General features: G+C 68.6%; 24 protein-coding genes and 1 riboswitch. Of the genes, 22 read left to right on the plus strand and 2 right to left on the minus strand.

Annotation, left to right across the window (positions count from 1 at the left end; translation table 11 throughout):
- Positions 1–194: 194 nt before the first annotated feature.
- Complete coding sequence (locus OM977_RS08140) at positions 195–1,040, plus strand: cytochrome (RefSeq protein WP_264356980.1); 846 nt, start codon at positions 195–197, stop codon at positions 1,038–1,040.
- 338 nt (positions 1,041–1,378) lie between these two features.
- Here the strand turns inward: OM977_RS08140 and OM977_RS08145 are convergent, their stop codons facing one another.
- Positions 1,379–3,352, minus strand: a complete 1,974-nt coding sequence (locus tag OM977_RS08145; protein ID WP_264356981.1) for an HNH endonuclease signature motif containing protein — start codon at positions 3,350–3,352, stop codon at positions 1,379–1,381.
- Positions 3,353–3,600: 248 nt separating this feature from the next.
- On the opposite strand from OM977_RS08145, the gene def reads away from it, so the two are divergent.
- The 13 genes from def to hisF all read left to right on the plus strand — a co-directional run bounded on the left by def (position 3,601) and on the right by hisF (position 14,478).
- Entirely contained in the window at positions 3,601–4,173 is a 573-nt protein-coding gene (gene def, locus OM977_RS08150) for a peptide deformylase (RefSeq protein WP_264356982.1), read from the plus strand.
- Positions 4,170–5,090 carry a methionyl-tRNA formyltransferase gene (gene fmt, locus OM977_RS08155; protein WP_264356983.1) on the plus strand — a complete coding sequence of 307 codons (921 nt, stop codon included), beginning with the start codon at positions 4,170–4,172 and terminating at the stop codon, positions 5,088–5,090. Before def ends, fmt begins: the two co-directional genes overlap by 4 nt.
- Positions 5,087–6,748 carry an RsmB/NOP family class I SAM-dependent RNA methyltransferase gene (locus tag OM977_RS08160; protein ID WP_264356984.1) on the plus strand — a complete coding sequence of 554 codons (1,662 nt, stop codon included), beginning with the start codon at positions 5,087–5,089 and terminating at the stop codon, positions 6,746–6,748. Before fmt ends, OM977_RS08160 begins: the two co-directional genes overlap by 4 nt.
- Positions 6,749–6,824: 76 nt before the next feature.
- Positions 6,825–7,481, plus strand: coding sequence for a ribulose-phosphate 3-epimerase (rpe, locus tag OM977_RS08165; RefSeq protein ID WP_264356985.1), 657 nt, complete (start codon positions 6,825–6,827; stop codon positions 7,479–7,481).
- 125 nt (positions 7,482–7,606) lie between these two features.
- Positions 7,607–7,756, plus strand: a riboswitch (FMN riboswitch).
- Positions 7,757–7,850: 94 nt separating this feature from the next.
- On the plus strand, positions 7,851–8,549 hold the full coding sequence (gene pnuC / locus OM977_RS08170; RefSeq protein WP_264356986.1) for a nicotinamide riboside transporter PnuC: 699 nt from the start codon (positions 7,851–7,853) through the stop codon (positions 8,547–8,549).
- 56 nt (positions 8,550–8,605) lie between these two features.
- Entirely contained in the window at positions 8,606–9,718 is a 1,113-nt protein-coding gene (gene ribD, locus OM977_RS08175; protein ID WP_264357354.1) for a bifunctional diaminohydroxyphosphoribosylaminopyrimidine deaminase/5-amino-6-(5-phosphoribosylamino)uracil reductase RibD, read from the plus strand.
- The gene (locus tag OM977_RS08180; RefSeq protein WP_264356987.1) at positions 9,718–10,371 is read left to right on the plus strand and encodes a riboflavin synthase; all 654 of its coding nucleotides are present in this window, start codon (positions 9,718–9,720) and stop codon (positions 10,369–10,371) included. The genes ribD and OM977_RS08180 overlap by 1 nt, the downstream gene beginning before the upstream one ends.
- Positions 10,368–11,054 (plus strand): 3,4-dihydroxy-2-butanone-4-phosphate synthase, encoded by a 687-nt coding sequence (ribB, locus tag OM977_RS08185; RefSeq protein WP_264356988.1) that lies wholly within the window; start codon positions 10,368–10,370, stop codon positions 11,052–11,054. Before OM977_RS08180 ends, ribB begins: the two co-directional genes overlap by 4 nt.
- A 24-nt stretch (positions 11,055–11,078) precedes the next feature.
- Positions 11,079–11,774 carry a GTP cyclohydrolase II gene (gene ribA / locus OM977_RS08190; protein ID WP_264356989.1) on the plus strand — a complete coding sequence of 232 codons (696 nt, stop codon included), beginning with the start codon at positions 11,079–11,081 and terminating at the stop codon, positions 11,772–11,774.
- Positions 11,775–11,834: 60 nt separating this feature from the next.
- Positions 11,835–12,320: a 6,7-dimethyl-8-ribityllumazine synthase gene (gene ribH, locus OM977_RS08195; protein ID WP_264356990.1), complete on the plus strand. Its 486-nt coding sequence runs from the start codon at positions 11,835–11,837 to the stop codon at positions 12,318–12,320.
- A gap of 113 nt (positions 12,321–12,433) precedes the next feature.
- A complete protein-coding gene (locus tag OM977_RS08200) occupies positions 12,434–12,697 on the plus strand; it encodes a phosphoribosyl-ATP diphosphatase (protein ID WP_123254457.1) in 264 nt (87 codons plus the stop codon).
- A gap of 133 nt (positions 12,698–12,830) precedes the next feature.
- Positions 12,831–13,673, plus strand: coding sequence for an ATP phosphoribosyltransferase (gene hisG, locus OM977_RS08205; protein ID WP_264356991.1), 843 nt, complete (start codon positions 12,831–12,833; stop codon positions 13,671–13,673).
- Between the two features lie 28 nt (positions 13,674–13,701).
- Positions 13,702–14,478, plus strand: coding sequence for an imidazole glycerol phosphate synthase subunit HisF (gene hisF, locus OM977_RS08210; RefSeq protein ID WP_264356992.1), 777 nt, complete (start codon positions 13,702–13,704; stop codon positions 14,476–14,478).
- A 117-nt stretch (positions 14,479–14,595) separates the two neighbouring features.
- Here hisF and OM977_RS08215 read toward each other — a convergent pair whose 3' ends face one another.
- Entirely contained in the window at positions 14,596–15,240 is a 645-nt protein-coding gene (locus OM977_RS08215; RefSeq protein WP_264356993.1) for a TIGR03085 family metal-binding protein, read from the minus strand.
- A gap of 153 nt (positions 15,241–15,393) precedes the next feature.
- Between OM977_RS08215 and hisI the strand changes: the two genes are divergently transcribed.
- From hisI to lgt, 8 genes are all read left to right on the plus strand, one after another.
- The gene (gene hisI, locus OM977_RS08220) at positions 15,394–15,786 is read left to right on the plus strand and encodes a phosphoribosyl-AMP cyclohydrolase (protein ID WP_264356994.1); all 393 of its coding nucleotides are present in this window, start codon (positions 15,394–15,396) and stop codon (positions 15,784–15,786) included.
- Positions 15,787–15,901: 115 nt separating this feature from the next.
- The gene (locus tag OM977_RS08225; RefSeq protein ID WP_264356995.1) at positions 15,902–17,503 is read left to right on the plus strand and encodes an anthranilate synthase component I; all 1,602 of its coding nucleotides are present in this window, start codon (positions 15,902–15,904) and stop codon (positions 17,501–17,503) included.
- Positions 17,500–18,135, plus strand: coding sequence for a Trp biosynthesis-associated membrane protein (locus OM977_RS08230; RefSeq protein WP_264356996.1), 636 nt, complete (start codon positions 17,500–17,502; stop codon positions 18,133–18,135). Before OM977_RS08225 ends, OM977_RS08230 begins: the two co-directional genes overlap by 4 nt.
- An 87-nt stretch (positions 18,136–18,222) precedes the next feature.
- Entirely contained in the window at positions 18,223–18,516 is a 294-nt protein-coding gene (locus OM977_RS08235) for an HGxxPAAW family protein (RefSeq protein WP_264356997.1), read from the plus strand.
- A 2-nt stretch (positions 18,517–18,518) separates the two neighbouring features.
- Complete coding sequence (trpC, locus tag OM977_RS08240; RefSeq protein ID WP_264356998.1) at positions 18,519–19,337, plus strand: indole-3-glycerol phosphate synthase TrpC; 819 nt, start codon at positions 18,519–18,521, stop codon at positions 19,335–19,337.
- 105 nt (positions 19,338–19,442) lie between these two features.
- The gene (trpB, locus tag OM977_RS08245; protein WP_264356999.1) at positions 19,443–20,759 is read left to right on the plus strand and encodes a tryptophan synthase subunit beta; all 1,317 of its coding nucleotides are present in this window, start codon (positions 19,443–19,445) and stop codon (positions 20,757–20,759) included.
- Positions 20,756–21,589, plus strand: coding sequence for a tryptophan synthase subunit alpha (gene trpA, locus OM977_RS08250; RefSeq protein ID WP_264357000.1), 834 nt, complete (start codon positions 20,756–20,758; stop codon positions 21,587–21,589). Before trpB ends, trpA begins: the two co-directional genes overlap by 4 nt.
- A 3-nt stretch (positions 21,590–21,592) precedes the next feature.
- Complete coding sequence (gene lgt / locus OM977_RS08255; RefSeq protein ID WP_264357001.1) at positions 21,593–22,795, plus strand: prolipoprotein diacylglyceryl transferase; 1,203 nt, start codon at positions 21,593–21,595, stop codon at positions 22,793–22,795.
- Positions 22,796–22,986 lie beyond the last annotated feature (191 nt).

Raw genomic sequence — 22,986 nt, forward strand, 5'->3', positions numbered from 1 at the left:
CAGGGCGCGTGCTTGGGTCCTTGCTGCGGGCGACTGCTGCGGTGCTGCCAGGGCGCCTGCTTGGGTCCTTGCTGCGGGTGACTGCTGCGGTGCTGCCAGGGCGCCTGCTTGGGTCCTTGCTGCGGGCGTGCGGCTGGCCGCGGCTGGATCGTTGTCTTGCTTCCAATGTCCGACCCCCGTGAAAGAGTTTTTCCATGACCGCTCCACTTCTTGCCCATGCCACGGACTACGGCCGGATGTATGCACGATCCACGTCCGAGCAGTTCTCCGTGCCGTCCATTACGACCGTGATTGGTCAGCAGCCCCACGGTCTCGACGGCTGGTTCGGGTACATGGGAGCCAACAGCCTCGCCCAGGACCCCACGCTGCCCGGCATTTTGGGCAGCCCCGCGAAGGTGCGTCAAGCGGTAAGCCGCGCCGCCAAGGCGGCAGAGTCGTACCGGGACGACGCCGCCAAACGCGGGGACCGCGTCCACAATTACTGCGAGCAGGTCGCCCTCCGCGCCCTAGGCCGGCCGCATCAGATGGTGGAGACCCGTGAGGCGCTGGCCGCCAACGGCGAGGAAGCCTTTGCTGCGCGCTTCGACGAGTGGTGGGAACTCTTCCAGGTGGAGCCGATCGCGCCGGAAATCACGGTCTGGAACAAAACCGTCGGCTATGCGGGCACCCTGGACCTCGTCGCCAAGATCAACGGCCGCATCTGCCTTATCGACTACAAAACCAAGGGCACCAGCCGTGATGGCACGGTCAAACCCCTCGACGACAAGGTTGTCATGCAACTGGTCGCTGGCATGAAGGCCGAGGAAAGCCTTGTGGATCCCGTGGCAGGGGAGTGGGAGTCCTGGAAACACGGCGACTCCCCGATCCTGTTGGCAGTTGCTGTCGGCCAGACCGAAGTGCGCCCGCAGCGCGCCAACCCGGACGTCTTGAAACACCACTGGTGGAAGTTTTGCGCCCTTCGGCGGGTCTGGGAAATGTCCGCAGACACCGCTACGGCCGGGACTGCACTGCTCCCGCTCGCTCCGCCCCCACAACGCTGAGGACTCCGGCGGCCGTTCGCCCCGCCGCGTAGCCGGTTGCTCCGCCGCGTAATGGTTCCGCGGTTGGATCAGTCTCAGTTTTTGGCCGCTCGCACCCACTGGCTGCCGACTTCCCAAGTGGGCCTGACGCGTCACGCCGTCACTGGACAAGCCAAATGTGTTCTGGTGGCCCGCGGAAACAGGTCAGCTAGCCTCACAGAGCGCGGCCGTTCGCCTTGTCCTGCTGTGCTGCTGTCCTGTTGTTGTGGGCCCGCTCGGCGCCGCCACTCTGGCGGCTGGGCCGCTGGCGGCTGGGCCGCTGGCGGCTGGCCGCTGGCCGCCGGTCGTCAGGTTGTGTGTCAGGCGATTAGGGGGTGGCGGTCGGGGTGGAAGAAGGTGTTGCGGCGGGGCCGTTGGCGGGGGTCCAAGTGTGGGGGCGGGATGAACCACGGGACTCCGGTGCGGAGCTGGATGGTCCAGTGTTCCTTGTGGATCAGATGGTGGTGGTGGGAACAGAGCAGCGTTCCGTTGTCGGTTCCGGTGCTGCCGCCGCGGGACCAGTAGCTGATGTGGTGGGCCTCGCACCAGGGCGCGGGGATGGTGCAGCCGGGGAAGCTGCAGCCCTGATCGCGCGCGGTGAGGGCTTTGCGGATGTGGGGCGGGAAGATTCTCGAGCTCCGGCCGATGTCCAGGATCCTGCCCTCGCCGCCGAGCAGGACCGGGATGATGTCGGCGTCGCAGGCAATCTTCCGGGCGGTCGAGGCGGTGACGGGGCCGGTGAACAGCAGCGTCCCGGTGCGTTCCTGTCGCTCGAAGACTGGCCGCCCGGAGCCTGGGGAACTCCCGGCCGCGTCTGTTCCCGCCGGGGAGCCGGGTTCGTCCGGGGTGTTGTCCTCAAGCCGGAGCCGGGTGAGGAGGTCGCGGTAGTCGATGGTGACCATGACCTGGGGGCGGAGTCCGCCGGTGGCCGGGAGGGTGCCGGCGGCGAGGGCGACCTTGGCGGCGCCGACGAGTCCGTCGAGGAGTTTTTGTGGCCGCGTCCGGAGATCCAGGACCGCGGGCGGATCGGCGTCCGGGGCACCGGCAAAGGCCGTGCCGGGCGCGGCCGCTTCATCGGCTGCTCCTGCCGCCTCCACAGCGCTGGAGACGCCCGGCGGGGCAGCTTCCGCAGCGAAGACCGGCCCGGCGCCCGGGACGCCCCCGGCCCGAATGCTGGCACCGGCGTGGCCGTCCTGTGTGGGGACGAAGCCGTCCGCGGCGGCGGTTCCGTCGGTCGCGGCCTGGCCGGGTGTTGCGTGACCGACCGTGGGGCCGTTAGCGGTGTCCGGGGTGGGTGTTCGGGGGTTCGTGGCGGTGTTCATGACCGCGAGGAGGTGTTCGAACTGTTCGGCGGTCGCGAAGATTTCCAGGTGGTGCAGGCCGTGGCGGGGTTTGCGGATGAAGGCGCCCTGGAGCTGGCGGAGCAGTTCCTCGGAGGGTTCGGCGCCGTCCTGGTCGATTGCGTCGGTCCAGCTCCGGGCGACGCGGACGAGGAAGTCGGGGTCGTTTTCGGCCGCGGTCCGGGTCAGGGCGTGTTCCATCCGGGCCGAGGTCTCGACGTCGCAGGCGTGCCGGACCCGGTCCAGCGCGACGGTGATGATGCTCGCGGCCCGGGACGCGACCTCGGCGGACGCGACCGCGGCGCCGAGCTCCGCACGGACCGGCGGCAGCAGTTCCCGGCCGCCGAACCGGGTCCGGGGCAGCAGGTCCTCGGCGAGGGCGAGCCGGCGCCGGGCCTCCGGGGCGCTGATCCGCAACCGGGCCCGCAGGAACTCCGTAGTGTTCCGGTACCCGTCATCCACGGCGTCCGAGTCACCCGCGGGACCGTCCGTCGCCCCGCCCGTCACCCCGTCCGACGCCCGGTCCGCGGGACCGTCCGTCGCCCCGTACTTGTCCAGCGTCCCGGCGGCTGCTGCAACAGCGCCCGCGGCTGCTGCAACAGCGCCCGGGCTGCCGCCGCTGCCGCCGGCGGATGGATTTGGGTCCCGCCAGCCGGTAGTCCAGCCGGGGATTGCGGCGCGCGCGGCGCGGCCAGCGTTGGCCGTGGCTTGCTTCCGCGTTCGGTCCACGGCCGCGGCCGCGACGAGCTGCAGGTACTCCATCGTGCGGGAGAGTTCCTCCACCTGGCCGGCAAAGTCGGACGCGGCCCGGAATCCCCAGGACGCCGCGTCAGCTACCGCCGTCGAACTCACCCTCTGAAGCACCGCGAGAGCGTCCGTCACACCGGGATACCCGGCCGGGTCGGTGACCCGGTCCGTGTCCTGGAACAGAAGGAAATCCCTGATGGCTTCCATGACTGAATTTCATCACAGAGCTACGACAGTATTAGCGAAATCAGCCTTTACTGCTGCGACCACCAAACAGAGCCATGTTCCGGACACCTGACACTGCCCTAACGCCCGGCAACCCGCAGCAACCCTGATCAACGGCGCGGCCTCATGGTTCCACCGGGGGCGGATCAGCCGACTACGTCCGGGAAGCGGGCCGGGCCAACTAAACTGGTTGGGATCCCGTAGCCGCCCATCGTAAGGACAGATTGCACATGGCCATTTTGAATATCCGCATCATCGGTGATCCTGTGCTCCGCACAGTGGCAGATCCCGTGACGGAATTCGGGCCTGAACTGGCGAAGCTCGTGGCGGATATGACCGAGACCATGGAGGATGTCGAGGGCGCAGGCCTGGCCGCTCCCCAGGTCGGCGTGAGCCAGCGTGTTTTCACCTACCGCATCGGCGGCGTCGAGGGTCACATCATCAACCCGGTGCTGGAAAACAGCGAGGACTTCCAACCGGACGAGGTCGAGGGCTGCCTCTCCATCCCGGGACTGGGCTTCCCGGTCCGCCGCCGGCGGCACACCCGTGTCACCGGGGTTGACCAGCACGGCAATCCTGTCGAGATCGAGGGTGAGGGAATGCTGGCCCGCTGCTTCCAGCACGAGACGGACCACCTCGACGGCATCCTGTTCACCGACCGCCTCGACGGCGAGGACCGCAAGGCCGCGCTGCGCGCCATCCGCAACGCCAACTACGACTCGATCACGGAGCAAACGACGGCGAAGCGCGCCAAGACTGTCGGGTCGAGCTTCGGTGGCGGCTCCTTCGGAAACTCCCAGTGAGGGTTCTTTTCGCCGGGACACCCGCCGTAGCAGTCCCGTCCCTGGACGCACTCGTCCAGGCAGGATTCGACGTCGTCGCTGTCCTCACCCGACCTGACGCCCCGATTGGACGTAAACGGGTCCTGACGCCGTCGCCGGTCGCAGCGCGGGCCGCCGAACTTGGCATTGAGATCATCCATGCGGCGAAGGTCGACGCCGGCGTCACCGCCCGGATCGCCGCCGCCGCGCCCGACGTCGCCGCGATCGTGGCCTACGGCGGACTCATTCCACGGGCCGCCCTAAATGTGCCACGCCACGGCTGGATCAACCTGCACTTCTCCCTGCTGCCAGCCTGGCGCGGAGCCGCGCCAGTGCAGCGGGCGCTGATCGCCGGCGACGACGTCACCGGCGCCGTCACCTTCCTCCTCGAGGAGGGACTGGACACCGGTCCCGTTTTCGGCACCCTGACCGAAAGCGTCCGGCCGGACGACACGGCGGGTTCGCTGCTCGAACGGTTGTCGCACAGCGGTGCCGTGCTCCTCTCCCAGACGCTGTCCGCCGTCGACGCCGGCAAGGCCGCCGCGGTCCCGCAGGCGGGCGATGTCAGCCTGGCTCCAAAACTGACCCTCGACGATGGCCGGCTCGACTGGCGGCAACCGGCGCTGGCGATCGGGCGGCAGGCGCGCGGCGTCACCCCCGAGCCCGGCGCCTGGACCACCCTGGACGGGCAGCGGGTCAAACTGGAACCAGTGCTGCTCAGGCCCCAGGCCCCCGCACTGCAACCCGGACGGCTGGCCCTGGACGGCAAGGGCGTCCTGGTTGGCACCGGCTCGCACCCGGTTGAACTCACCCGGATCCAGCCTTCGGGCAAGAAAATGATGACCGCCGCTGATTGGGCGCGCGGACAGGCAACACTTGAAAGCGTGGTATTCGAATGAGCGAGTCCGGGACTAGCGGCAGCGGCCGCGGCAGGGGACCCCAGCGCGGCGCCGGGCAGAGTGGCGGCCAGGGCGGCCGCGGCCGCGACGGCAGCCAGCGCAACGCCCAAGGCCGGGAACGCAACCGCGGGCCGCAGCGCGGCTTCACCGAGAACGCGCCGTCCCAGCGCACCCGCCGCGCGGATCCGGCCCGGCTTGTGGCCTTCGAAGTGCTCCGCGCCGTTGCCTCCGAGGACGCCTATGCCAACCTCGTGCTTCCGGCCCGGATCCGGCACCATGGACTGGACAAGCGCGACGCCGGCTTCGCCACCGAACTAAGCTACGGCGCGCTTCGCGGCCAGGGCACCTATGACGCGATCCTGGCCCGCTGCGTGGACCGGCCGCTGGACCAGCTGGATCCGGCCATCCTCGATGCGCTCCGGATCGGCGTCCACCAGCTTGTCGCCATGCGTGTCCCCGCGCACGCTGCCCTGGACCAGACCGTAGGCCTCGCCCGCGCCGTGATCGGGGCCGGGCCCTCGGCCCTCATCAACGCCGTGCTGCGCAAGGTCTCTGCGCACACGCTCGAGGAGTGGCTGGACCTGCTGCTCAGCGCCGAAACAGACGAAACAAAGATCGCCTCGATCCGCTATGCCCACCCGGAATGGATCGTCCGGGCGCTCCGGCAGTCCCTCGTGGCCCACGGCCGACCGGTAAGCGAAATCGACCAGCTGCTCGAAGCGGACAATGCCGCGCCGGTGGTCAACCTCGTGGCGCTGCCCGGGCTCGGCACCCTGGATGAGGCGCTCGAAGGCGGTGCCACACCCGGGGAACTCGTCCAAGGATCGGCCCTCTCCAACGGCGGCGATCTGGGCCGTCTCGCCTCCGTCCGCGACGGCAGCACCCGGGTCCAGGATGTCGGTTCGCAGCTCGTGGCCCGCGCCATGGCCGCCGTCGAGCTTGGCAACGGCAGTGACACGAACGCTGTCCCGGAACGCAGGAACCCGGAGCACGGCGGCGCGGAACGCAGCGGCATCGAAAGCACGGCCGCAGGGAACACCGATACCCGCGACGCGGCCGGCGAACGCTGGCTCGATCTTTGCGCCGGTCCCGGCGGCAAGGCCGCGCTGCTCGGGGCCCTCGCCCGCCAGCAGGGCGCGACCCTGCTGGCGAACGAACCCGCACCGCACCGCGCGAAGCTGGTCCGGCAGGCACTTGCCGCGGTCCCGCATGAGGTCTGGCACGTGCGCACCGGCGACGGCCGCGAGGTGGGCACCGAAATGGCGGAAAGCTTCGACCGGGTCCTCGTCGACGTCCCCTGCACCGGGCTCGGCGCGTTGCGGCGGCGCCCGGAGTCCCGCTGGCGGCGCACGCCCAAGGACCTCACCGACCTCGGCCCCCTGCAGCGCGAACTGCTCAAGTCCGCCCTGGCGGCCGTCCGGCCCGGCGGCGTCGTGGCCTATGTGACCTGCTCGCCGCACCCGGCGGAGACCACCGCCGTCGTCAGCGACGTCCTGCGCAAACGGGACGATCTTGAACTGCTCGACGCCGGAGCGGTGCTGGACAGCGTCAGCCTCACCGGCCACCTCGAGGCCGGGCACGAACGCACCGCCCAGCTCTGGCCGCACGTCCACCGGACCGATGCCATGTTCCTGGCGCTCATCCGCAAGAAGGCCTGAGACTCAGGCGATACTGGGCCACTGAAGGCCCGCCAAGACACACCCGAACCGTTCAGCAGACCCGCAAAGGAACCCCATGGCCCAGTGCTGCATCAACCCCAGCATCCTTTCCGCCGACTTCGTCAACCTCGAGGCGGAACTGCAGCGCATCAGTAACGCCGATGCCGTGCACGTGGATGTCATGGACAACCATTTCGTGCCGAACCTGACGATCGGACTGCCCGTTGTGAAGCGGATCCAGGAGGTCAGTCCGGTGCCGCTGGATGCCCACCTGATGATCGCCGACGCCGACCGCTGGGCACCCGGCTTCGCCGACGCCGGCCTGGCCTCGGTGACCTTCCACGCGGAGGCTTCGATCGCGCCGGTCAAACTTGCCCGGGAACTGCGGGCCCGCGGGTCGAAGGCCGGCATGGCGCTCCGGCCTGGAACGGCCGTGGAGCCTTATCTGGACATGCTCACTGAACTGGACCTCCTGCTGATCATGACGGTGGAGCCCGGCTTCGGCGGTCAGTCCTTCCTCGACCTGACCCTGCCGAAAATCCGGCGGGCCCGCGCCGCGATCGACGGTTCGGGCGCGCGCGTGGCGCTGCAGGTCGACGGCGGCATCACCGAGGAGACGATCGTGCGCGCCGCGGAGGCAGGGGCAAACGTCTTCGTGGCAGGGTCCGCGGTTTACGGTGCGGCCGATCCGGCGGAAGCCATCGACCGGCTCCGCCTGGCGGGCAAGCGCTGACGCGCCTGCCCCGGGAAAGTACTGGGCGCAGGCGCCGGACAGCTGCAAAGATGACGCCGGGCGTAACATCGGCGGCCCGGGAATAGCGGGAGCTACCCCGCAGTTGTGTCAGAATAACAACACACATACGTGCTCCGGGGTCGGTGTAAGTCCGAACCGGCGGTTATAGTCCGCGACCCGCGAGCCGGCCTTTCCTTCGGGAGGGAGCCGGCGGACGGTTGAACCGGTGGAATTCCGGTACCGACAGTTAAAGTCTGGATGAGAGAAGCACGTACAGCTGTTACTGCGGCGTCCTTTTGGCGCCGCGGAATTGCGCTGTCGTATACCCCCGGAGCCATCGCGGTTCTTGAGGGAAGGAACGACACACGCATGGACCTCTTGCGATGGCTCTTCGAAGCGCAGATCCCGGTAGGCGGATCTGTCCTGATTCTTCGTGAAGTGCTAGGCAACATCTTTGGCCTCGCCAGCGCCTTCGGCGGCATGCGCCGCCGGGTCTGGGCGTGGCCAGTCGGCATCGCCGGCAATTTACTGCTCCTGACGGTGTTCCTGGGCAACGTCTTCGGCTCCGCCACCCCCGCCACGCTGTGGGGTCAGGCCGGACGCCAGGTCATGTTCATCGGCGTCGCACTCTACGGCTGGCACCGCTGGCAGCAGGGCAGGCAGTCCGACGACGGCGGGGCCGCTGTCGCGCCGCGCTGGGCCAGCAACAAGACCCGGATCATCCTGGCTCTCAGCCTCGTGGCCGGGACCGCCGCGCTGACCCCCCTCTTCGACTCGCTGGGCTCATACCCGCCGGTCTGGGCAGACGCGTGGACGTTCATGGGCTCGCTGCTGGCGACCTATGGCATGGCCCGGGGGTGGACCGAGTTCTGGCTCATCTGGGTAGCGGTGGACATCGTCGGTGTGCCGCTGCTGTTCAGCGCGGGCTATTACGCCAGCGCCGTGATGTACCTGTTCTACGGCTTCTTCACGCTCACCGGATTCTTCGTCTGGTGGCGGGCCTCGAAGTTGGCGGGCAAGCCTGTCACGGTCGAAACCGCCTTCCCCGACCCGCTGGTGGCCAAGTGAGCGCCGTCAATAGTGCCGTTGAAAGCGCCGGCTTCAGCACCGCCGAGGTCACCGCCATGGACGCGGCCCTCGAAGCAGCCCGGCAGGGTCCTCGCGGTGCCAACCCGCTCGTGGGCGCCGTCGTCATGGCTGCCGACGGAACCCGGCTGGTCACCGGCCACCACCGCGGTGCCGGCACGGCCCACGCGGAAGCGGACGCGATTGCCCAGGCGGCCGCCGCCGGCCTCGACCTCAGCGGGACCACCATGCTGGTCACGCTGGAGCCCTGCAACCATTGCGGCCGGACCGGCCCCTGTGCCCAGGCGATCGTCGACGCCGGAATCACCGACGTCGTCTACGCCGTCGACGATTCCCATGACCCTGCCGCCGGCGGCGCGGCGACCTTGCGCGCCGCAGGCATCCGGGTCCGTTCCGGGCTCCGGGCCGTCGAAGCCCTGGACCTGAACCGGCGCTGGTTCGACGCCGTCGCCGCCAAACGGCCGTTCGTAACCCTGCACATCGCGCAGACCCTGGACAGCCGGATCGCCGCCGGCGACGGTACCAGCCAGTGGATTTCCAGCCCGGAATCCCTCGCCGACAACCACGCCCTGCGCGGCCGGATCGACGCCATTCTCGTGGGAACCCAGACCGTGCTCGTCGACAATCCGCGCCTCACCGCCCGGAACGCCGACGGCGAGTTGGCGGCAAAGCAACCGCTGCGCGCGGTGATGGGCTACCGCGGCATTCCCGCGGATGCTGCGGTCAACGGCGACGACGGCAAGGCGCTGCACCTGCCAACGCGCGATCCCCGAGAGGCCCTTGATGAGCTGTTCGCAGCGGGCGTGCGCCACCTCATGGTCGAAGGTGGTTCCCGGATCCTCAGCGCCTTCCTGGCCGCGGGCCTTGTCGATGAGCTCATTGTCTACCTCGCCCCGACGCTCCTCGGTTCCGGCACCCCGGCCCTGGACGACCTCGGCATCACCACCTTGGCAGACGCCCAGCACTGGGACTGGGACGCCGCGTCCGGTGGGGCAGTCCAGATGCTGGGCCGCGACCTGAGGCTGCATCTGCGCCCTAGCCCGAACAGCAGCCCCAGCCAGACGACCGGCTCCGACGTTGCCGTCGCCGCCACTTCATCCGATTCCATCCCGCGCCGCTCCAGCGCGGCCACCGCCTCAGGAGGCAATTGATGTTCACCGGAATTATCGCCGAGCAGGGGAAGGTGTTGTCCGTTGAGCGCAACGGCGACGTCAGCGCCACCGTCCGGCTCCACGCGCCCGGAACCACCGAGGGACTCGCCCTGGGCGGCTCGATCGCCGTCAACGGCGTCTGCCTCACGGCCACCGAGATTGACGGCAAGGACTTCAGCGTCGACGTCATGGGCGAGACCCTGATCCGCAGCACCATCGGCGAGCTCGCCGCCGGGGACCCGGTCAACCTGGAGCGGTGCGTTCAGGCGGGCGGGCGCCTCGACGGCCACGTCGTCCAGGGCCACGTCGACGGCGTCGGGGAACTTCTCGAGCGCGAGGGCCTGGGCAACTGGGACCGTCTCCGCTTCGGCGTGCCGGCCGGCCTGGCCAGGTACATCGCCGAAAAGGGATCGATCGCCGTCGACGGCGTGTCCCTCACGGTGACCGCCGTGAGCCCGGCGCCCGAGCCGGCGCCGTGGTTCGAAGTGGGACTGATTCCCACCACGCTGGCCGAGACCGGGCTGGGTGCGAAGGGCCCGGGTGGCCGGGTAAACCTCGAAGTGGACGTGCTGGCGAAGTACACTGAGCGCCTGCTGGCATTTTCCAGCGCAGCAGCCGGGGGAGCAGCACGCGGGGAGGTGGCGGCACCGTGAATCACCTTAAGGATCTCTCTGCCGCGACGGACACCACGCCCCGGTCGGGCCTCGATCCGATCGAGGACGCCATCCGCGCCATGGCGGCGGGACTTCCGGTCCTCGTCGTCGACAACGAGGACCGGGAAAACGAAGGCGACATTATCTTCGCGGCCCAGCACGCCACTCCCGCACTCATGGGCTGGACGGTGCGCTACAGTTCGGGAGTGATTTGCGTGCCGCTCGACGCCGACCGCGCCGACGCGCTGGCGCTGCCGCCGATGGTGGAGATCAACGAGGACTCCAAGGGCACTGCCTATACAGTGTCCTGTGACGCGGCGATCGGTGTCAGCACCGGAATCTCCGCCACGGACCGGGCCCTGACCGCCAGGGTCCTCGCCGACCCCGGCAGCACGCCGACGGCCCTGACCCGCCCCGGGCATGTTTTTCCGCTTCGCGCCGTTAAGGGTGGTGTGCGGGAACGTCCCGGCCACACCGAAGCGGCCGTGGACCTGTGCCGGCTTGCCGGCCTCGAACCCGTGGGAGTCATAGCAGAGCTGGTGTACGACGACGGAGAGATGATGCGGCTGGACGGACTGCGCGCCTTCGCGCTGGAGCACGGCTGCCCCCTGATTTCGATTGCGGATCTGGTGGCACACCTCAATGCCGGCGAGCCTGCCGGCCGGGCAGCGGACACCGTCTGATAGACGCTTGATTAAGGAGAGACGATGACGACGTCGAAAGCACAAGAAATGAGCACGGGGCGCCAGCCGCACCCGGTCAGCGGGGGACCGGTGGTCCAGTTGCCCACCACCTTCGGCCACTTTGTGGCGCAGGCCTGGACCGACCTGGCCACCGGGGCCGAGCATCTTGCTGTCAGTTCGCCCCTGCCGACCGTTGACGGGACGGCACCGCTGGTCCGCCTGCACTCGGAGTGCCTCACGGGGGACGTGTTCGGCTCCTACCGCTGCGACTGCGGCGAGCAACTGGCCTACGCCCTGGAACTGATCAACGAGTTCGGCGGGACCCTGCTCTACCTGCGCGGGCAGGAAGGCCGAGGGATCGGACTGGCCAACAAGATGAAGGCCTACGCCCTGCAGGAAGCCGGCTTCGACACCGTGGAAGCGAACGAGCAGCTGGGCCTTCCGGTGGATGCGCGCTGCTACAAGGCCGCGGCGCAGATCCTTGCCGAGATGGGACTGCACGAGATCCGGCTGCTGAGCAACAATCCGGACAAACAGGACAGGCTCGCCCAGGCAGGGGTCCGGGTGGTGGAAATGGTCCCCACCGAGGTCCCCTCCCGGGAACAGAACATCCGCTACCTGCAGACCAAGAAGGACCGCATGGACCACCGGCTGGTGCTGGACATGCAGCCGGTGGCGCCGGTTGCCGGACCTGGCGGCTTCGAGCACGAACAAGACTGACCGAGCAAGACGCTCAACACTTCGCACTCCCTCAAGACCCAGCAGAACAAGGATTCCCAGATGGCCGGACACGGCGCACCCCAGATTGACCTCGGCACCTTTAAGCCCGAGGAAACCTCCCAGCTGAGGCTGGCCATCGTGGCCGCCAGCTGGCACACCCAGATCATGGACGGCCTGCTGGACGGAGCCCTCCGCGCCGCAAAGGACGCCGGCATCAGCGAGCCGACAGTGCTGCGCGTCCCCGGCACGTTCGAGCTCCCCGTCGCCGCCGCCCGGCTGGCGCCGCACTTCGACGCCGTCGTAGCGCTCGGCGTCGTGATCCGCGGCGGGACCCCGCACTTCGAGTACGTCTGCGAGGCAGCCACCGTGGGCCTGACCGAGGTCTCGGTGCGCACGGGCGTGCCGGTCGGCTTCGGCGTGCTGACCTGCGATACCGAGCAGCAGGGCATCGACCGGGCCGGGCTGCCGGGCTCCAAAGAGGACAAAGGGCACGAGGCCGTCACCGCGGCCCTCGCCACCGCAGTGAACCTCCAGCAGTACCGCTAGGCCCGGTGCGGCCGGGCCGGGCCGGCCCCAGGTCTGTGGTATCTCTCACATCCTTGCCGTCATGCAACGGCCCGGCAGGGGTTGCCCGGCGCCGAGCAAGTAGGCTGGAGGGTGTGAAGAATTTCGAGTCGCTGTTCGCAGAACTGAGCGAGAAGGCAGCCGCCCGCCCCGAGGGCTCCCGCACCGTCGCCGAACTGGATTCCGGAGTCCACGGCATTGGCAAGAAAGTCGTGGAAGAAGCGGCCGAGGTCTGGATGGCTGCCGAGTACGAATCCGATGAAGCCGCCGCGGAGGAAATTTCCCAGCTGCTCTATCACCTGCAGGTTCTGATGCTCGCCAAAGGACTCAGCCTGGAAGACGTCTACAAGCATCTCTAGCCACGCCCGCGCCGGAGCCGCCTGAGTTCAACAGGCGGAACCGGTGTATTGCGTGGCCCGCTGTGCCTGCACCGACTGTTCCTGAATGGACTGCTCCTGAACGGACGCCGTCCCGACCAAGAAAGACCTCCCAATGCTGAGAGTTGCCGTCCCGAACAAGGGATCCCTGTCCGAAGCCGCCTCGGCCATGCTCGCCGAGGCCGGCTACCGCCAGCGCCGCGACACCCGCGAGCTGGTCATGGTGGACCCGGACAATGATATTGAATTCTTCTTCCTCCGCCCGCGCGACATCGCCGTGTATGTCGGCCAGGGCACGCTCGACGTCGGCATCACCGGCCGCGACCTGCTGCTCGACGCCGAGGTTGAGGCGGAAGAGCTGCTGCCGCTGGGGTTCGCGGCCTCCACCTTCCGCTTCGCCGGTCCGGTGGGCGACTTCACCACCATCGACCAGCTCGAAGGCAAGCGCCTCGCCACGAGCTACGACGGACTGCTCCGCGGCTACCTGGCAGAACGCGGCATCAAGGCGAAGGTGGTCCGCCTCGACGGCGCCGTCGAATCCTCCGTCCGGCTCGGCGTGGCCGACGCGATCGCCGACGTCGTCGAAACCGGCACCACCCTCAAGGCCGCCGGGATGGAAATCTTCGGCGAGCCCATCCTGAATTCCGAGTCCGTGCTGATCGGCCGCAAGGGCGAGCAGAACCCGGCGACAGAAGTGCTGATCCGCCGCCTCCAGGGTGTCCTCGTGGCCCGGCAGTACGTGTTGATGGACTACGACATCCGCAAGGAACTCGTCGAGGACGCGGCCGCGCTCACCCCGGGCCTCGAATCACCCACGGTCTCCCCGCTGCGCGATTCCGACTGGGTTGCCGTGCGCTCCATGGTGCCCAAGCGGGAAACCAACCGGATCATGGACGAACTGTACGACCTCGGCGCCCGCGCCATCCTGGTCAGCAGCATCCACGCCTGCCGCATCTGACTTCAATGAGCGAATACCAGGAGAAGCCATGACTGTAGCCGTGCGCGTCATCCCCTGCCTCGACGTCGACGCCGGCCGCGTGGTCAAGGGCATCAATTTCGAAGGCCTGCGCGACGCCGGTGACCCGGTGGAGCTGGCGCACCGTTATGACAACGGCGGCGCAGACGAACTGACGTTCCTCGACGTCACCGCGTCCTCCGGCAACCGCGAGACGACGTTCGACGTCGTCCGCCGAACCGCAGAGGAAGTCTTCATTCCGCTGACAGTGGGCGGCGGTGTCCGCGGCGTCGCCGAGGTGGACAAGCTCCTGCGCTTCGGCGCGGACAAGGCAGCCATCAACACCGCGGCCGTGGCCCGGCCGGACGTGATCGACGAGATCACCCGGCACTTCGGCTCCCAGGTCCTCGTGCTGTCCCTCGACGCCCGCCGGACCCGGCCGGGATCGCAGCCCACCGCCTCCGGCTTCGAGGTCACCACCCACGGCGGACGCCAGGGGACCGGAATCGACGCCATCGCCTGGGCGCGGGAAGCGGCGGACCGGGGCGTTGGCGAAATCCTGCTGAATTCGATTGACGCCGACGGCACCAAGGACGGCTTCGACCTGGAACTGATCCGCCTTGCGCGGGCCGGGGTCAAAGTGCCGCTGATTGCCTCCGGCGGCGCCGGCAAGCCGGAGCACTTCCCGCCGGCGGTGGCGGCGGGCGCCGACGCCGTCCTCGCGGCATCGGTCTTCCACTTCGGGCCGCTGGATATGATCGCCCAGGTCAAGACGGCCATCCGCGAGGCAGGTTTCGAAGTCCGCTAGTCCCCACCCGCCCCCTATCCTCGCAAGCTCGGACAGGGAACCCTGCGGGCGTGGGCCCAAAGAGAAGCGCGGGTCCCCTACTCAGGTAGGGGACCCGCGCTTTTTTGTAGGGAAAGGTTAGAGCCCGACTTCGGCGGACTGCAGCAGCGCGACGGCGTCCGGCTGGCCTTCGAAGGTCACAAGGGCATGGCGGGTCCGGCCATGGGCATGCATCAGCAGTTCGCCCGGTTCCCCCACGATGGCCACGGACACGGGAGCGCGTTTGGCGACGTGCCGGGGACCGGACGGCCGCACCAGCACAATGCCCAGATCCACACCGCGGTACAGGATCGCGGCGCGCTTGATCAGCTCGTCCCAGAGCGCGTCCGAGTACTCCTCGTCCAGGGCGCGCGGAGCCCAGCGGTCGACCGCCCGGCGGACGTCCTCGGTGTGCACGAAGTACTCGATCAGGTTGGAGCTCTCGTCCAGGGCCTTGATGTTCATCGGGGAGAGCGCGGGCGGGCCGGAGCGGAAGGCGGCGACCAGCTTGGTGTAGTCGTCCGGCGTCTTGAGCTTGGCCGCCAGGTTGGCCGTGGCCTTGTCGGAGGCCTTGGCCAGCCGCTTGATCAGCAGCCCGAGACCGACGGCGGCTTTGCGTTCGCGCAGGTACAGGTGGGCGGCAAGATCGCGGGTGAGCCAGCCCCTGCAGAGCGTGGGGGAGTCAGGGCCGGCCGCCAGCAGGGTTTCGGCCAGGACTTCTCGGGACGGGTCGACGAAATGCATCACTTGTGAAACTAGCACGAGACGGCGGAGCGTGTGCACTGGACGGGCGCTGTTTTGGTGGCAGCGGGGCTTTTCGCCGCTAGTTGACTCCGATGTTAAGCGCGGCGCCGGGGGACTAAGCCGTGCTCCTGCGGAGGCACTAGACTTGACCTGATGTCTGAGCAGCCCGCCCCCGCCCCCGCCCGCAGTTCGCCCCTCCCCGCCGAACTGGCCGAGGCTCTGAAACGGGACAGCGCCGGCCTGGTCGCCGCGATCGTCCAGCAGTTCGACACCAATGAAGTGCTCATGCTCGGCTGGATGGACGACGAGGCGCTGCACCGCACTCTGACGAGCGGCCGCGTGACGTTCTATTCGCGCTCCCGCCAGGAGTACTGGCGCAAGGGCGACACATCCGGCCACGTGCAGTGGGTGAAGTCCCTCGCCATGGACTGCGACGGGGACGCCCTGCTGGTCCGCGTCGACCAGGTCGGTGCCGCCTGCCACACCGGGACCCGGACCTGCTTCGACGGCCGCGAACTCGACGCCGTGACCGGCTCTGCGGACTGAGCCCGCCGCTACAGGGACCACAGGGCTACGGACTGCGGCTCCGGCCCGCACCCTTGAATCGCCCGCAGACATTAGACCTTCAGGACCACTGACAGAACAGGCGGAAACCACAGCCATGCAGGACCTTGGAATCATCAGCCCCAGCCTGGCGGAGTTCCGTGAACTCGCAGGGCACAGCCGCGTCATTCCCGTCCGGCTGAAGGTGCTGGCCGACGCCGAAACCCCGATCGGGCTGTACCGGAAGCTCGCCCAGGGCCAGCCGGGCACCTTCCTGATGGAATCCGCGGCGGTCGGCGGCGCCTGGTCACGGTACTCGTTCATCGGCGCCCGCTCCCGGGCCACCCTGACCACCAAGGACGGGCAGGCGCACTGGCTCGGCCAACCGCCGGTTGGGGTGCCGCTGGACGGCAGCCCGGTCGATGCCATCCGGGATACCATCGAGGCGCTGCGCACCGATCGGTTCGACGGGCTCCCGCCGTTCACCTCGGGCCTGGTCGGCTTCCTGGGCTGGGAAACGGTCCGGCACTGGGAGAAGCTCACCAGCCCGCCGGAAGACGATCTGGAACTGCCCGAGATGGCCCTGAACCTGGTCACGGACATGGCGGTGCACGACAACATGGACGGCACCGTCCTGTTGATCGCCAACGCCATCAACTTCGACAACAGCTCCGAGCGCGTCGACGACGCCTGGCACGACGCCGTCGCCCGGGTGAAAGCGCTGCTGGCCAAGGTGAGCACGCCCGTGCAGCAGCCCGTTTCGGTGCTGGAAACCGCCGCGCTGGACTTCGCCTCCAGCGTGCAGGAACGCTGGGACGAGGCCGACTACCTGGCCGCCCTGGACCGCAGCAAGGAAGCGATCGTCGACGGCGAAGTCTTCCAGGTTGTCATCTCCCGCCGCTTCGAGATGGAATGCGGCGCGGATCCGCTGGACGTCTACCGGGTGCTGCGGAACACCAATCCCAGCCCCTACATGTACATTTTCAGCCTCGAGGACGCCGCCGGCCGGCAGTATTCGATTGTCGGGTCCTCCCCGGAGGCGCTGGTGACCGTGACCGGCGAGGAAGTCATCACCCACCCCATCGCGGGTTCCCGGCCGCGCGGCAAGACGGTCGAGGCGGACAAGGCCCTGGCCGAGGAGCTGCTCGGCGACCAGAAGGAACGCGCCGAACACCTGATGCTGGTGGACCTCTCCCGCAACGACCTGTCCAAGGTCTGCCTCGCAGGTTCCGTCGACGTCACGCAGTTCATGGAAGTCGAGCGCTTCAGCCACATCATGCACCTCGTCTCCACCGTGGTCGGCAAGCTCGCGCCGGCCGCCAAGGCCTATGACGTGCTGCGGGCAACCTTCCCGGCCGGCACCCTCTCGGGCGCACCGAAGCCGCGCGCCCTGCGCCTGCTGGACGAACTCGAACCGCACCGCCGCGGCATCTATGGGGGCGTGGTGGGTTACCTGGACTTCGCCGGGGACATGGACATGGCAATCGCCATCCGCTCGGCCCTGCTGCGCGAAGGCCGGGCCTACGTGCAGGCCGGTGGCGGGATCGTGGCGGACTCCGTGAACGAGACCGAAGCCCTGGAAACCGTCAACAAGGCCGCCGCTCCCATGCGCGCCGTGCACACCGCCGGATCGCTGCGCAACATCAGCGCCGACGCGATCGCTGACGCCCCCCGGCCCGCCGAGGACCTCAGCGCCGACGCCGGGGCGGAGCAGCCATGAGCGGTGGCAGCACGCTCAAGAGCACCAGCCCCGCCGTTCCACGCTGGGCCCGAAAATCCACCCTGGTCCTGGTTATCGCCGCCCTGGCCCTGGCCGTCTTCGGCACCACCACCCAGACGTGGCTCACGGTGCACCTTGACCCCACCCAGCTGGGCCAGGCCGTCAACAGCCAGGACGGGCTGCAGGTACAAGGCAGCAAGGCCGCCACCACGGTGACGGCGCTGGCACTTGTAGCCCTCGCCGGCGGGCTGGCCGCCTCGATCGCCGGACGGATCGCGCGGTGGATCATCACCGCCATCATCCTGCTCGCAGCCGCCGGCATCGTCAGCGCCGCCGCCATCGTGCAGGCCGACCCCCTCGCCGCCGCCCAGGGCTCCATTGCTGCCGCCACCGGGATCAGCGGCAGCAACGTCCAGGTGGACGTCACAGCCTTCCCGGCCCTGGCCGTCGTCGCCGGCGCCCTGCTGGGCCTCAGCGCGCTGGCGATCGTGCCGGCGGGGCGTTACTGGAAAGCCCGCACCAAATACGACACCGCGCCGACACGGGCCGGCGCAGGGACGGCGGCGCCGGCCGGGTCCCCGGATGAGATCGACAGCTGGGACCGGCTGTCGCGCGGTGACGATCCCACCTGAGCCGACGCGGGCGCGCCCAGCAACGCGGCGATCAACACCGCCAATAAATGGCAGAATGTAAGCAGTATTCGTCCTGAGGAGATTTCAATGAGCAAAGACACCGTTTCCGCCCCCAAGCCCGCCGCCGGAACCGCCGCTTTCAGCTACGACAACGTCGACCACCGCGAACCCACCGGCCACGGCAACAGCCCCGCAGCGTGGACCACCGTGTTTGTCATGCTCCTCGGCGCCCTCATCATGTCGATCGCGTTCGTCATCGCCAACACCCCCATCTTCATTGCCGGTGGCGTGGTCATGGTGGTCGGCCTCCTGGTCGGCTTCGGCATGCGCAAGGCAGGCTACGGCGTCGGTGGCAGCAAGCTGAAGAACTCCGGCCACTAAGCGTGACTGTTCTCGATGACATCAACGCCGGTGTCAGGGAGGATATGGAGGCACGCCAGCGCCTCGTGACGCTCGCGGAACTGCGGGAACGTGCCGCCGCGGCGGCACCCGCCCGCGACGCCTGGGCCGCCCTGGGCGGCGAGCAGGCCGAGCGAAACCAGCTTAAGGTGATCGCCGAAATCAAGCGGCGCAGCCCCTCCAAAGGCGACCTCGCCAGCATCGCCGACCCCGCCTCCCTCGCCGTGCAGTACGCCGACGGCGGTGCGGCGGTGATCAGCGTCCTGACCGAAGAGCGCCGCTTCAACGGCTCGCTCGCCGACTTCGACGCCGTCCGGGCAGCCGTGGACATCCCGCTGTTGCGCAAGGATTTCATGATCGACGAGTACCAGATCTGGGAAGCCCGTGCCCATGGCGCCGACCTGATCCTGCTGATCGTGGCGTCCCTGAGCGACGCACAATTGCGCGAGTTCAGCGCCCTCAGCCGCGAACTCGGCATGAACGCGCTTGTCGAGACGCACACCGCAGAGGAAATCGAGCGCGCAGTCGCCGCCGACGCCCGGATCATCGGCGTCAACGTGCGCAACCTCAAGACGCTCGACGTCGACCGCTCCGTCTTCGCGGAACTCGCCGGCGGCATTCCGTCCGGTGCGATCGTGATAGCCGAATCCGGCGTGCGCGGCGTCGAGGACGTCCGGCACTACGCGGCCCATGGGGCCAACGCGGTCCTGGTCGGCGAAGCCCTGGTCAAGAACGCCACCCCGCGCGAGCGGATTGCGGAGTTCATGGCAGCCGGAGCCGAAGAGATCGCCGCCCGCGCCTGAGGCATTCGCCGGACGTCCCTGCGCCCGGCCACCACCCCGCGCAGGGCACCATGCAGGAACTTTTAGAGCTTTACTAGCTAGCAGTGGAACAGGATGGTGAGACTGATGGCCGATGCGCCAGCAGCCAGCTCAGACGACAGCGCCGTGGACGCGTTCCTGCAGGGTGGGGAATCCCTGCGGCACGCCCCCGGGCCATACTTCGGCTCGTACGGCGGCCGATGGATGCCGGAGTCCCTGATTGCGGCCCTGGACGAACTCGAGGACACCTTCGAGAAGGCCAAGGCCGATCCTGAGTTCACCGCACAGATCGCCGAGCTGAACCGGAACTACTCGGGCCGGCCCTCGCTGCTGACCGAGGCGAAGCGCTTCGCCGAGCACGCCGGGGGAGTCCGCGTGTTCCTCAAGCGCGAGGACCTCAACCACACCGGCTCGCACAAGATCAACAACGTCCTGGGCCAGGCCCTGCTCGCGAAGCGGATGGGCAAGACCCGCGTCATCGCCGAAACCGGCGCCGGCCAGCACGGCGTTGCCAGTGCCACGGCCGCCGCCCTGATGGGCCTCGAATGCGTCGTCTACATGGGCGCCGAGGACTGCCGCCGGCAGGCCCTGAACGTCGCCCGGATGGAACTCCTCGGGGCGACTGTCATTCCGGTGACTAACGGTTCGCAGACCCTCAAGGATGCCATCAACGAGGCCCTCCGGGACTGGGTGGCCAACGTGGACAACACGCACTACCTGCTCGGCACGGCCGCCGGGGCGCACCCCTTCCCGGCCCTGGTCCGCTACTTCCACGAGGTCATCGGCGAGGAGGCCCGCGGCCAGATCCTGGCGCAGACCGGCCGCCTGCCCGACGCCGTGTGCGCCTGCATCGGCGGCGGCTCCAACGCCATCGGCATCTTCCACGGTTTCCTGGACGACCCCTCGGTGAAAATCTACGGCTTCGAAGCCGGCGGCGACGGCGTTGAAACGGGACGCCACGCAGCCACCATCACGCTCGGAAAGCCCGGCGTGCTGCACGGCGCCCGCTCCTACCTGATGCAGGACGACGATGGCCAGACCATCGAGTCGCACTCAATTTCGGCCGGGCTGGACTACCCGGGCGTAGGCCCGGAGCACTCGTACCTCGCGGACATCGGACGGGTCCACTACGAGCCGATCACGGACAGCGAGGCCATGGACGCGTTCCGGCTGCTGTGCCGCACCGAAGGCATCATCCCCGCCATCGAATCCGCCCACGCCCTCGCCGGGGCAATCAAGGTGGGCCAGCGCCTCGCCGCCGAGGGCAATGCGTCAGAGAAGATCGTGATCGTGAACCTCTCCGGCCGCGGCGACAAGGACGTGGCCACGGCCGCGGAATGGTTTGACCTGCTGGACAAGGATTCACCCGAATCGGAAATCGCCAAAGAGGGGGAGCAGCTGTGAGCAGCGTTGCATCGACCAGCAGCCCGGACACCGCCGGCGCGAGCAAGTCGGCTGCGGCCATCGACCGCGCCAAGGCGCAGGGCCGCGCCGCCCTGATCGGCTACCTGCCCGCCGGATTCCCGAGCGTTGCGGACACCATCGCGGCCGGCATCGCCCTCGCCGAGAACGGAGCGGACCTGATCGAGGTCGGCATCCCGTATTCGGACCCCGTCATGGACGGCCAGGTCATCCAGGCGGCCACCACCGAGGCCCTCGCCAAGGGCTTCCACGTCCGCGAGGTCTTCGACGTCGTCCGCGGCATCACGAGCAAGACCGACGCCGCCGTCCTGGTTATGACCTACTGGAACCCGGTCCTGCGGATGGGTGTCGAGGAATTTTCCCGCCGCCTGGCCGAAGCCGGGGGAGCCGGGCTCATCACGCCGGACCTGATCCCGGACGAAGCGTCCGAATGGATGGCGGCCTCGGACAAGTACGGGCTGGACCGGGTGTTCCTGGTGGCGCCCTCGTCCTCGCCGGAACGGATGAAGCGGACCGTGGATGCCAGCCGCGGCTTTGTGTACGCCGTGTCCATCATGGGCGTCACCGGCGCCCGCTCCTCGGTCAGCTCGGCCGCCCGGGACGTCGTGGCCGCAGCGCACGCGGCCGGCGCCGAACGCGTCTGCGTCGGCCTGGGCGTGTCCAACGCGGAGCAGGTCCGCGAGATTGCCGCGTACGCGGACGGCGTGATCGTGGGCACCGCCCTCGTCGCGGCGATCCGCGACGGCGGTGTGGATGCGGTAGCGTCCTTGACGAAAGACCTCAGCACCGGCCTTATCAGGGAAGAAGCGTAAGCAATGCAGTCAGTCCTCCAGGTGGCGGCGATGGTTCCCGCGAGCATTCCGAGTCCGGACTGGTCCGGGTTCGACATTCCGCTGCCGTGGGGGTCCCTCCGCATCCACGCCTACGCGCTGTGCATCCTGGCCGGCATCATCGTCGGACTCTGGCTGACCTCGGTCCGCTGGGCCAAGAGGGGGGCCCCGGAAGGCAGCGTCTGGGACATTGCCATCTGGGCCATCCCCTTCGGCATTATCGGCGGCCGGCTCTACCACGTGGTGTCGTCCCCGGACGCCTACTTCGGCCCGGGCTTCGACGGCACCGGTGACCTCTCGCTGATCCCGCAGATCCAGCGCGGCGGCCTCGGCATCTGGGGTGCCGTGCTCCTCGGGGCAGTGGGCGCCTGGATCGGTTGCCGGCGGGCCGGCGTCAAGCTGACCGCCTTCCTCGACGCCGCGGCGCCGGGGCTGCTGCTGGCCCAGGCGATCGGCCGCTGGGGCAACTACTTCAACCAGGAACTCTTTGGCAGCCCCACCACGCTGCCCTGGGGACTGCAGGTCGACGCCGACAACCCCAACTTCCCGCCCGGGATGCCGGCCGAAACGCTCTTCCACCCGACCTTCCTGTACGAGTCGCTATGGAACCTGGCCGGCGTGGCCATCCTGCTGGTGCTGGACCGGCGCTTCAACTTCCGCCGCGGCCGCCTCTTCTGGCTCTACGCGATCTACTACACCCTCGGCAGGGTGTGGATCGAGGCGATGCGGATCGACGACGCCGAGCAGATCAACCTCTTCGGGATCACCGCCAGGCTGAACGTGTGGACCAGCATCTTCGTCCTGCTGGTGGCATTGGCCGTATTCATTGTGCTCGGGCTGCGCAAGCCGGCGGACCCCGACACCCCCTACCTGCCGGGCCACGAACCTGTGGTCGAGGGCCACGAACCTGCGGCTGAGGGCGCCGGGACGACGGACGCGGAGACAGTTTCGGCCGGCACTGTCCCTGCCTCCAGCGGGGCTGTCCGCCATTCGGACTCCGCTGTCTCAGATACTGAATCGCGTGATAATCTCCCTGATAACCAAAGCGGTCCAGGTGATGCCTCTGCCCCAGCTGAAGCATCAAAGGCACCCATCGGCGGCACCACGCCCGCCAGTGGAGCATCGGCGGCCGGAGCTCCCGGCCACCACACCACCGGATCCGCGCCGGAAGCTGGCGGTACCAAGTAGCCCAGCAACGGCGAACCGGGCCGCAGAGCCACCGCTCGCGGGGGCCCGTATCCACAGCGTCGTGGCAGCAGGGAAAGCTACGGACTGCAGACCGTTGCCGTCCGGGCAAACCCGGGTCAGCAGCCCGCGTAACTGTTAGTACAGGACGCCGGGCTGACCTACAATTCCAGTTAGAAACACTTTTGTTGTGC

Origin of the sequence: Pseudarthrobacter sp. MM222 (assembly GCF_947090775.1) — a bacterium.
Taxonomy (GTDB): Bacteria; Actinomycetota; Actinomycetes; order Actinomycetales; family Micrococcaceae; genus Arthrobacter.

Excerpts from the sequence above, each read along its gene's own strand:
- def (WP_264356982.1), top strand. The coding sequence starts at position 3,601 with ATGGCCATTTTGAATATCCGCATCATCGGTGATCCTGTGCTCCGCACA.
- trpB (WP_264356999.1), top strand. The coding sequence starts at position 19,443 with ATGGCCGATGCGCCAGCAGCCAGCTCAGACGACAGCGCCGTGGACGCG.
- lgt (WP_264357001.1), top strand. The coding sequence starts at position 21,593 with ATGCAGTCAGTCCTCCAGGTGGCGGCGATGGTTCCCGCGAGCATTCCG.
- OM977_RS08235 (WP_264356997.1), top strand. The coding sequence starts at position 18,223 with ATGAGCAAAGACACCGTTTCCGCCCCCAAGCCCGCCGCCGGAACCGCC.
- ribH (WP_264356990.1), top strand. The coding sequence starts at position 11,835 with ATGGCCGGACACGGCGCACCCCAGATTGACCTCGGCACCTTTAAGCCC.
- ribA (WP_264356989.1), top strand. The coding sequence starts at position 11,079 with ATGACGACGTCGAAAGCACAAGAAATGAGCACGGGGCGCCAGCCGCAC.
- hisI (WP_264356994.1), top strand. The coding sequence starts at position 15,394 with ATGTCTGAGCAGCCCGCCCCCGCCCCCGCCCGCAGTTCGCCCCTCCCC.
- pnuC (WP_264356986.1), top strand. The coding sequence starts at position 7,851 with ATGGACCTCTTGCGATGGCTCTTCGAAGCGCAGATCCCGGTAGGCGGA.
- OM977_RS08140 (WP_264356980.1), top strand. The coding sequence starts at position 195 with ATGACCGCTCCACTTCTTGCCCATGCCACGGACTACGGCCGGATGTAT.
- hisG (WP_264356991.1), top strand. The coding sequence starts at position 12,831 with ATGCTGAGAGTTGCCGTCCCGAACAAGGGATCCCTGTCCGAAGCCGCC.
- OM977_RS08145 (WP_264356981.1), bottom strand. The coding sequence starts at position 3,352 with ATGGAAGCCATCAGGGATTTCCTTCTGTTCCAGGACACGGACCGGGTC.
- OM977_RS08230 (WP_264356996.1), top strand. The coding sequence starts at position 17,500 with ATGAGCGGTGGCAGCACGCTCAAGAGCACCAGCCCCGCCGTTCCACGC.
- OM977_RS08160 (WP_264356984.1), top strand. The coding sequence starts at position 5,087 with ATGAGCGAGTCCGGGACTAGCGGCAGCGGCCGCGGCAGGGGACCCCAG.
- OM977_RS08180 (WP_264356987.1), top strand. The coding sequence starts at position 9,718 with ATGTTCACCGGAATTATCGCCGAGCAGGGGAAGGTGTTGTCCGTTGAG.
- ribD (WP_264357354.1), top strand. The coding sequence starts at position 8,606 with ATGGACGCGGCCCTCGAAGCAGCCCGGCAGGGTCCTCGCGGTGCCAAC.
- hisF (WP_264356992.1), top strand. The coding sequence starts at position 13,702 with ATGACTGTAGCCGTGCGCGTCATCCCCTGCCTCGACGTCGACGCCGGC.
- OM977_RS08215 (WP_264356993.1), bottom strand. The coding sequence starts at position 15,240 with ATGCATTTCGTCGACCCGTCCCGAGAAGTCCTGGCCGAAACCCTGCTG.
- rpe (WP_264356985.1), top strand. The coding sequence starts at position 6,825 with ATGGCCCAGTGCTGCATCAACCCCAGCATCCTTTCCGCCGACTTCGTC.
- OM977_RS08225 (WP_264356995.1), top strand. The coding sequence starts at position 15,902 with ATGCAGGACCTTGGAATCATCAGCCCCAGCCTGGCGGAGTTCCGTGAA.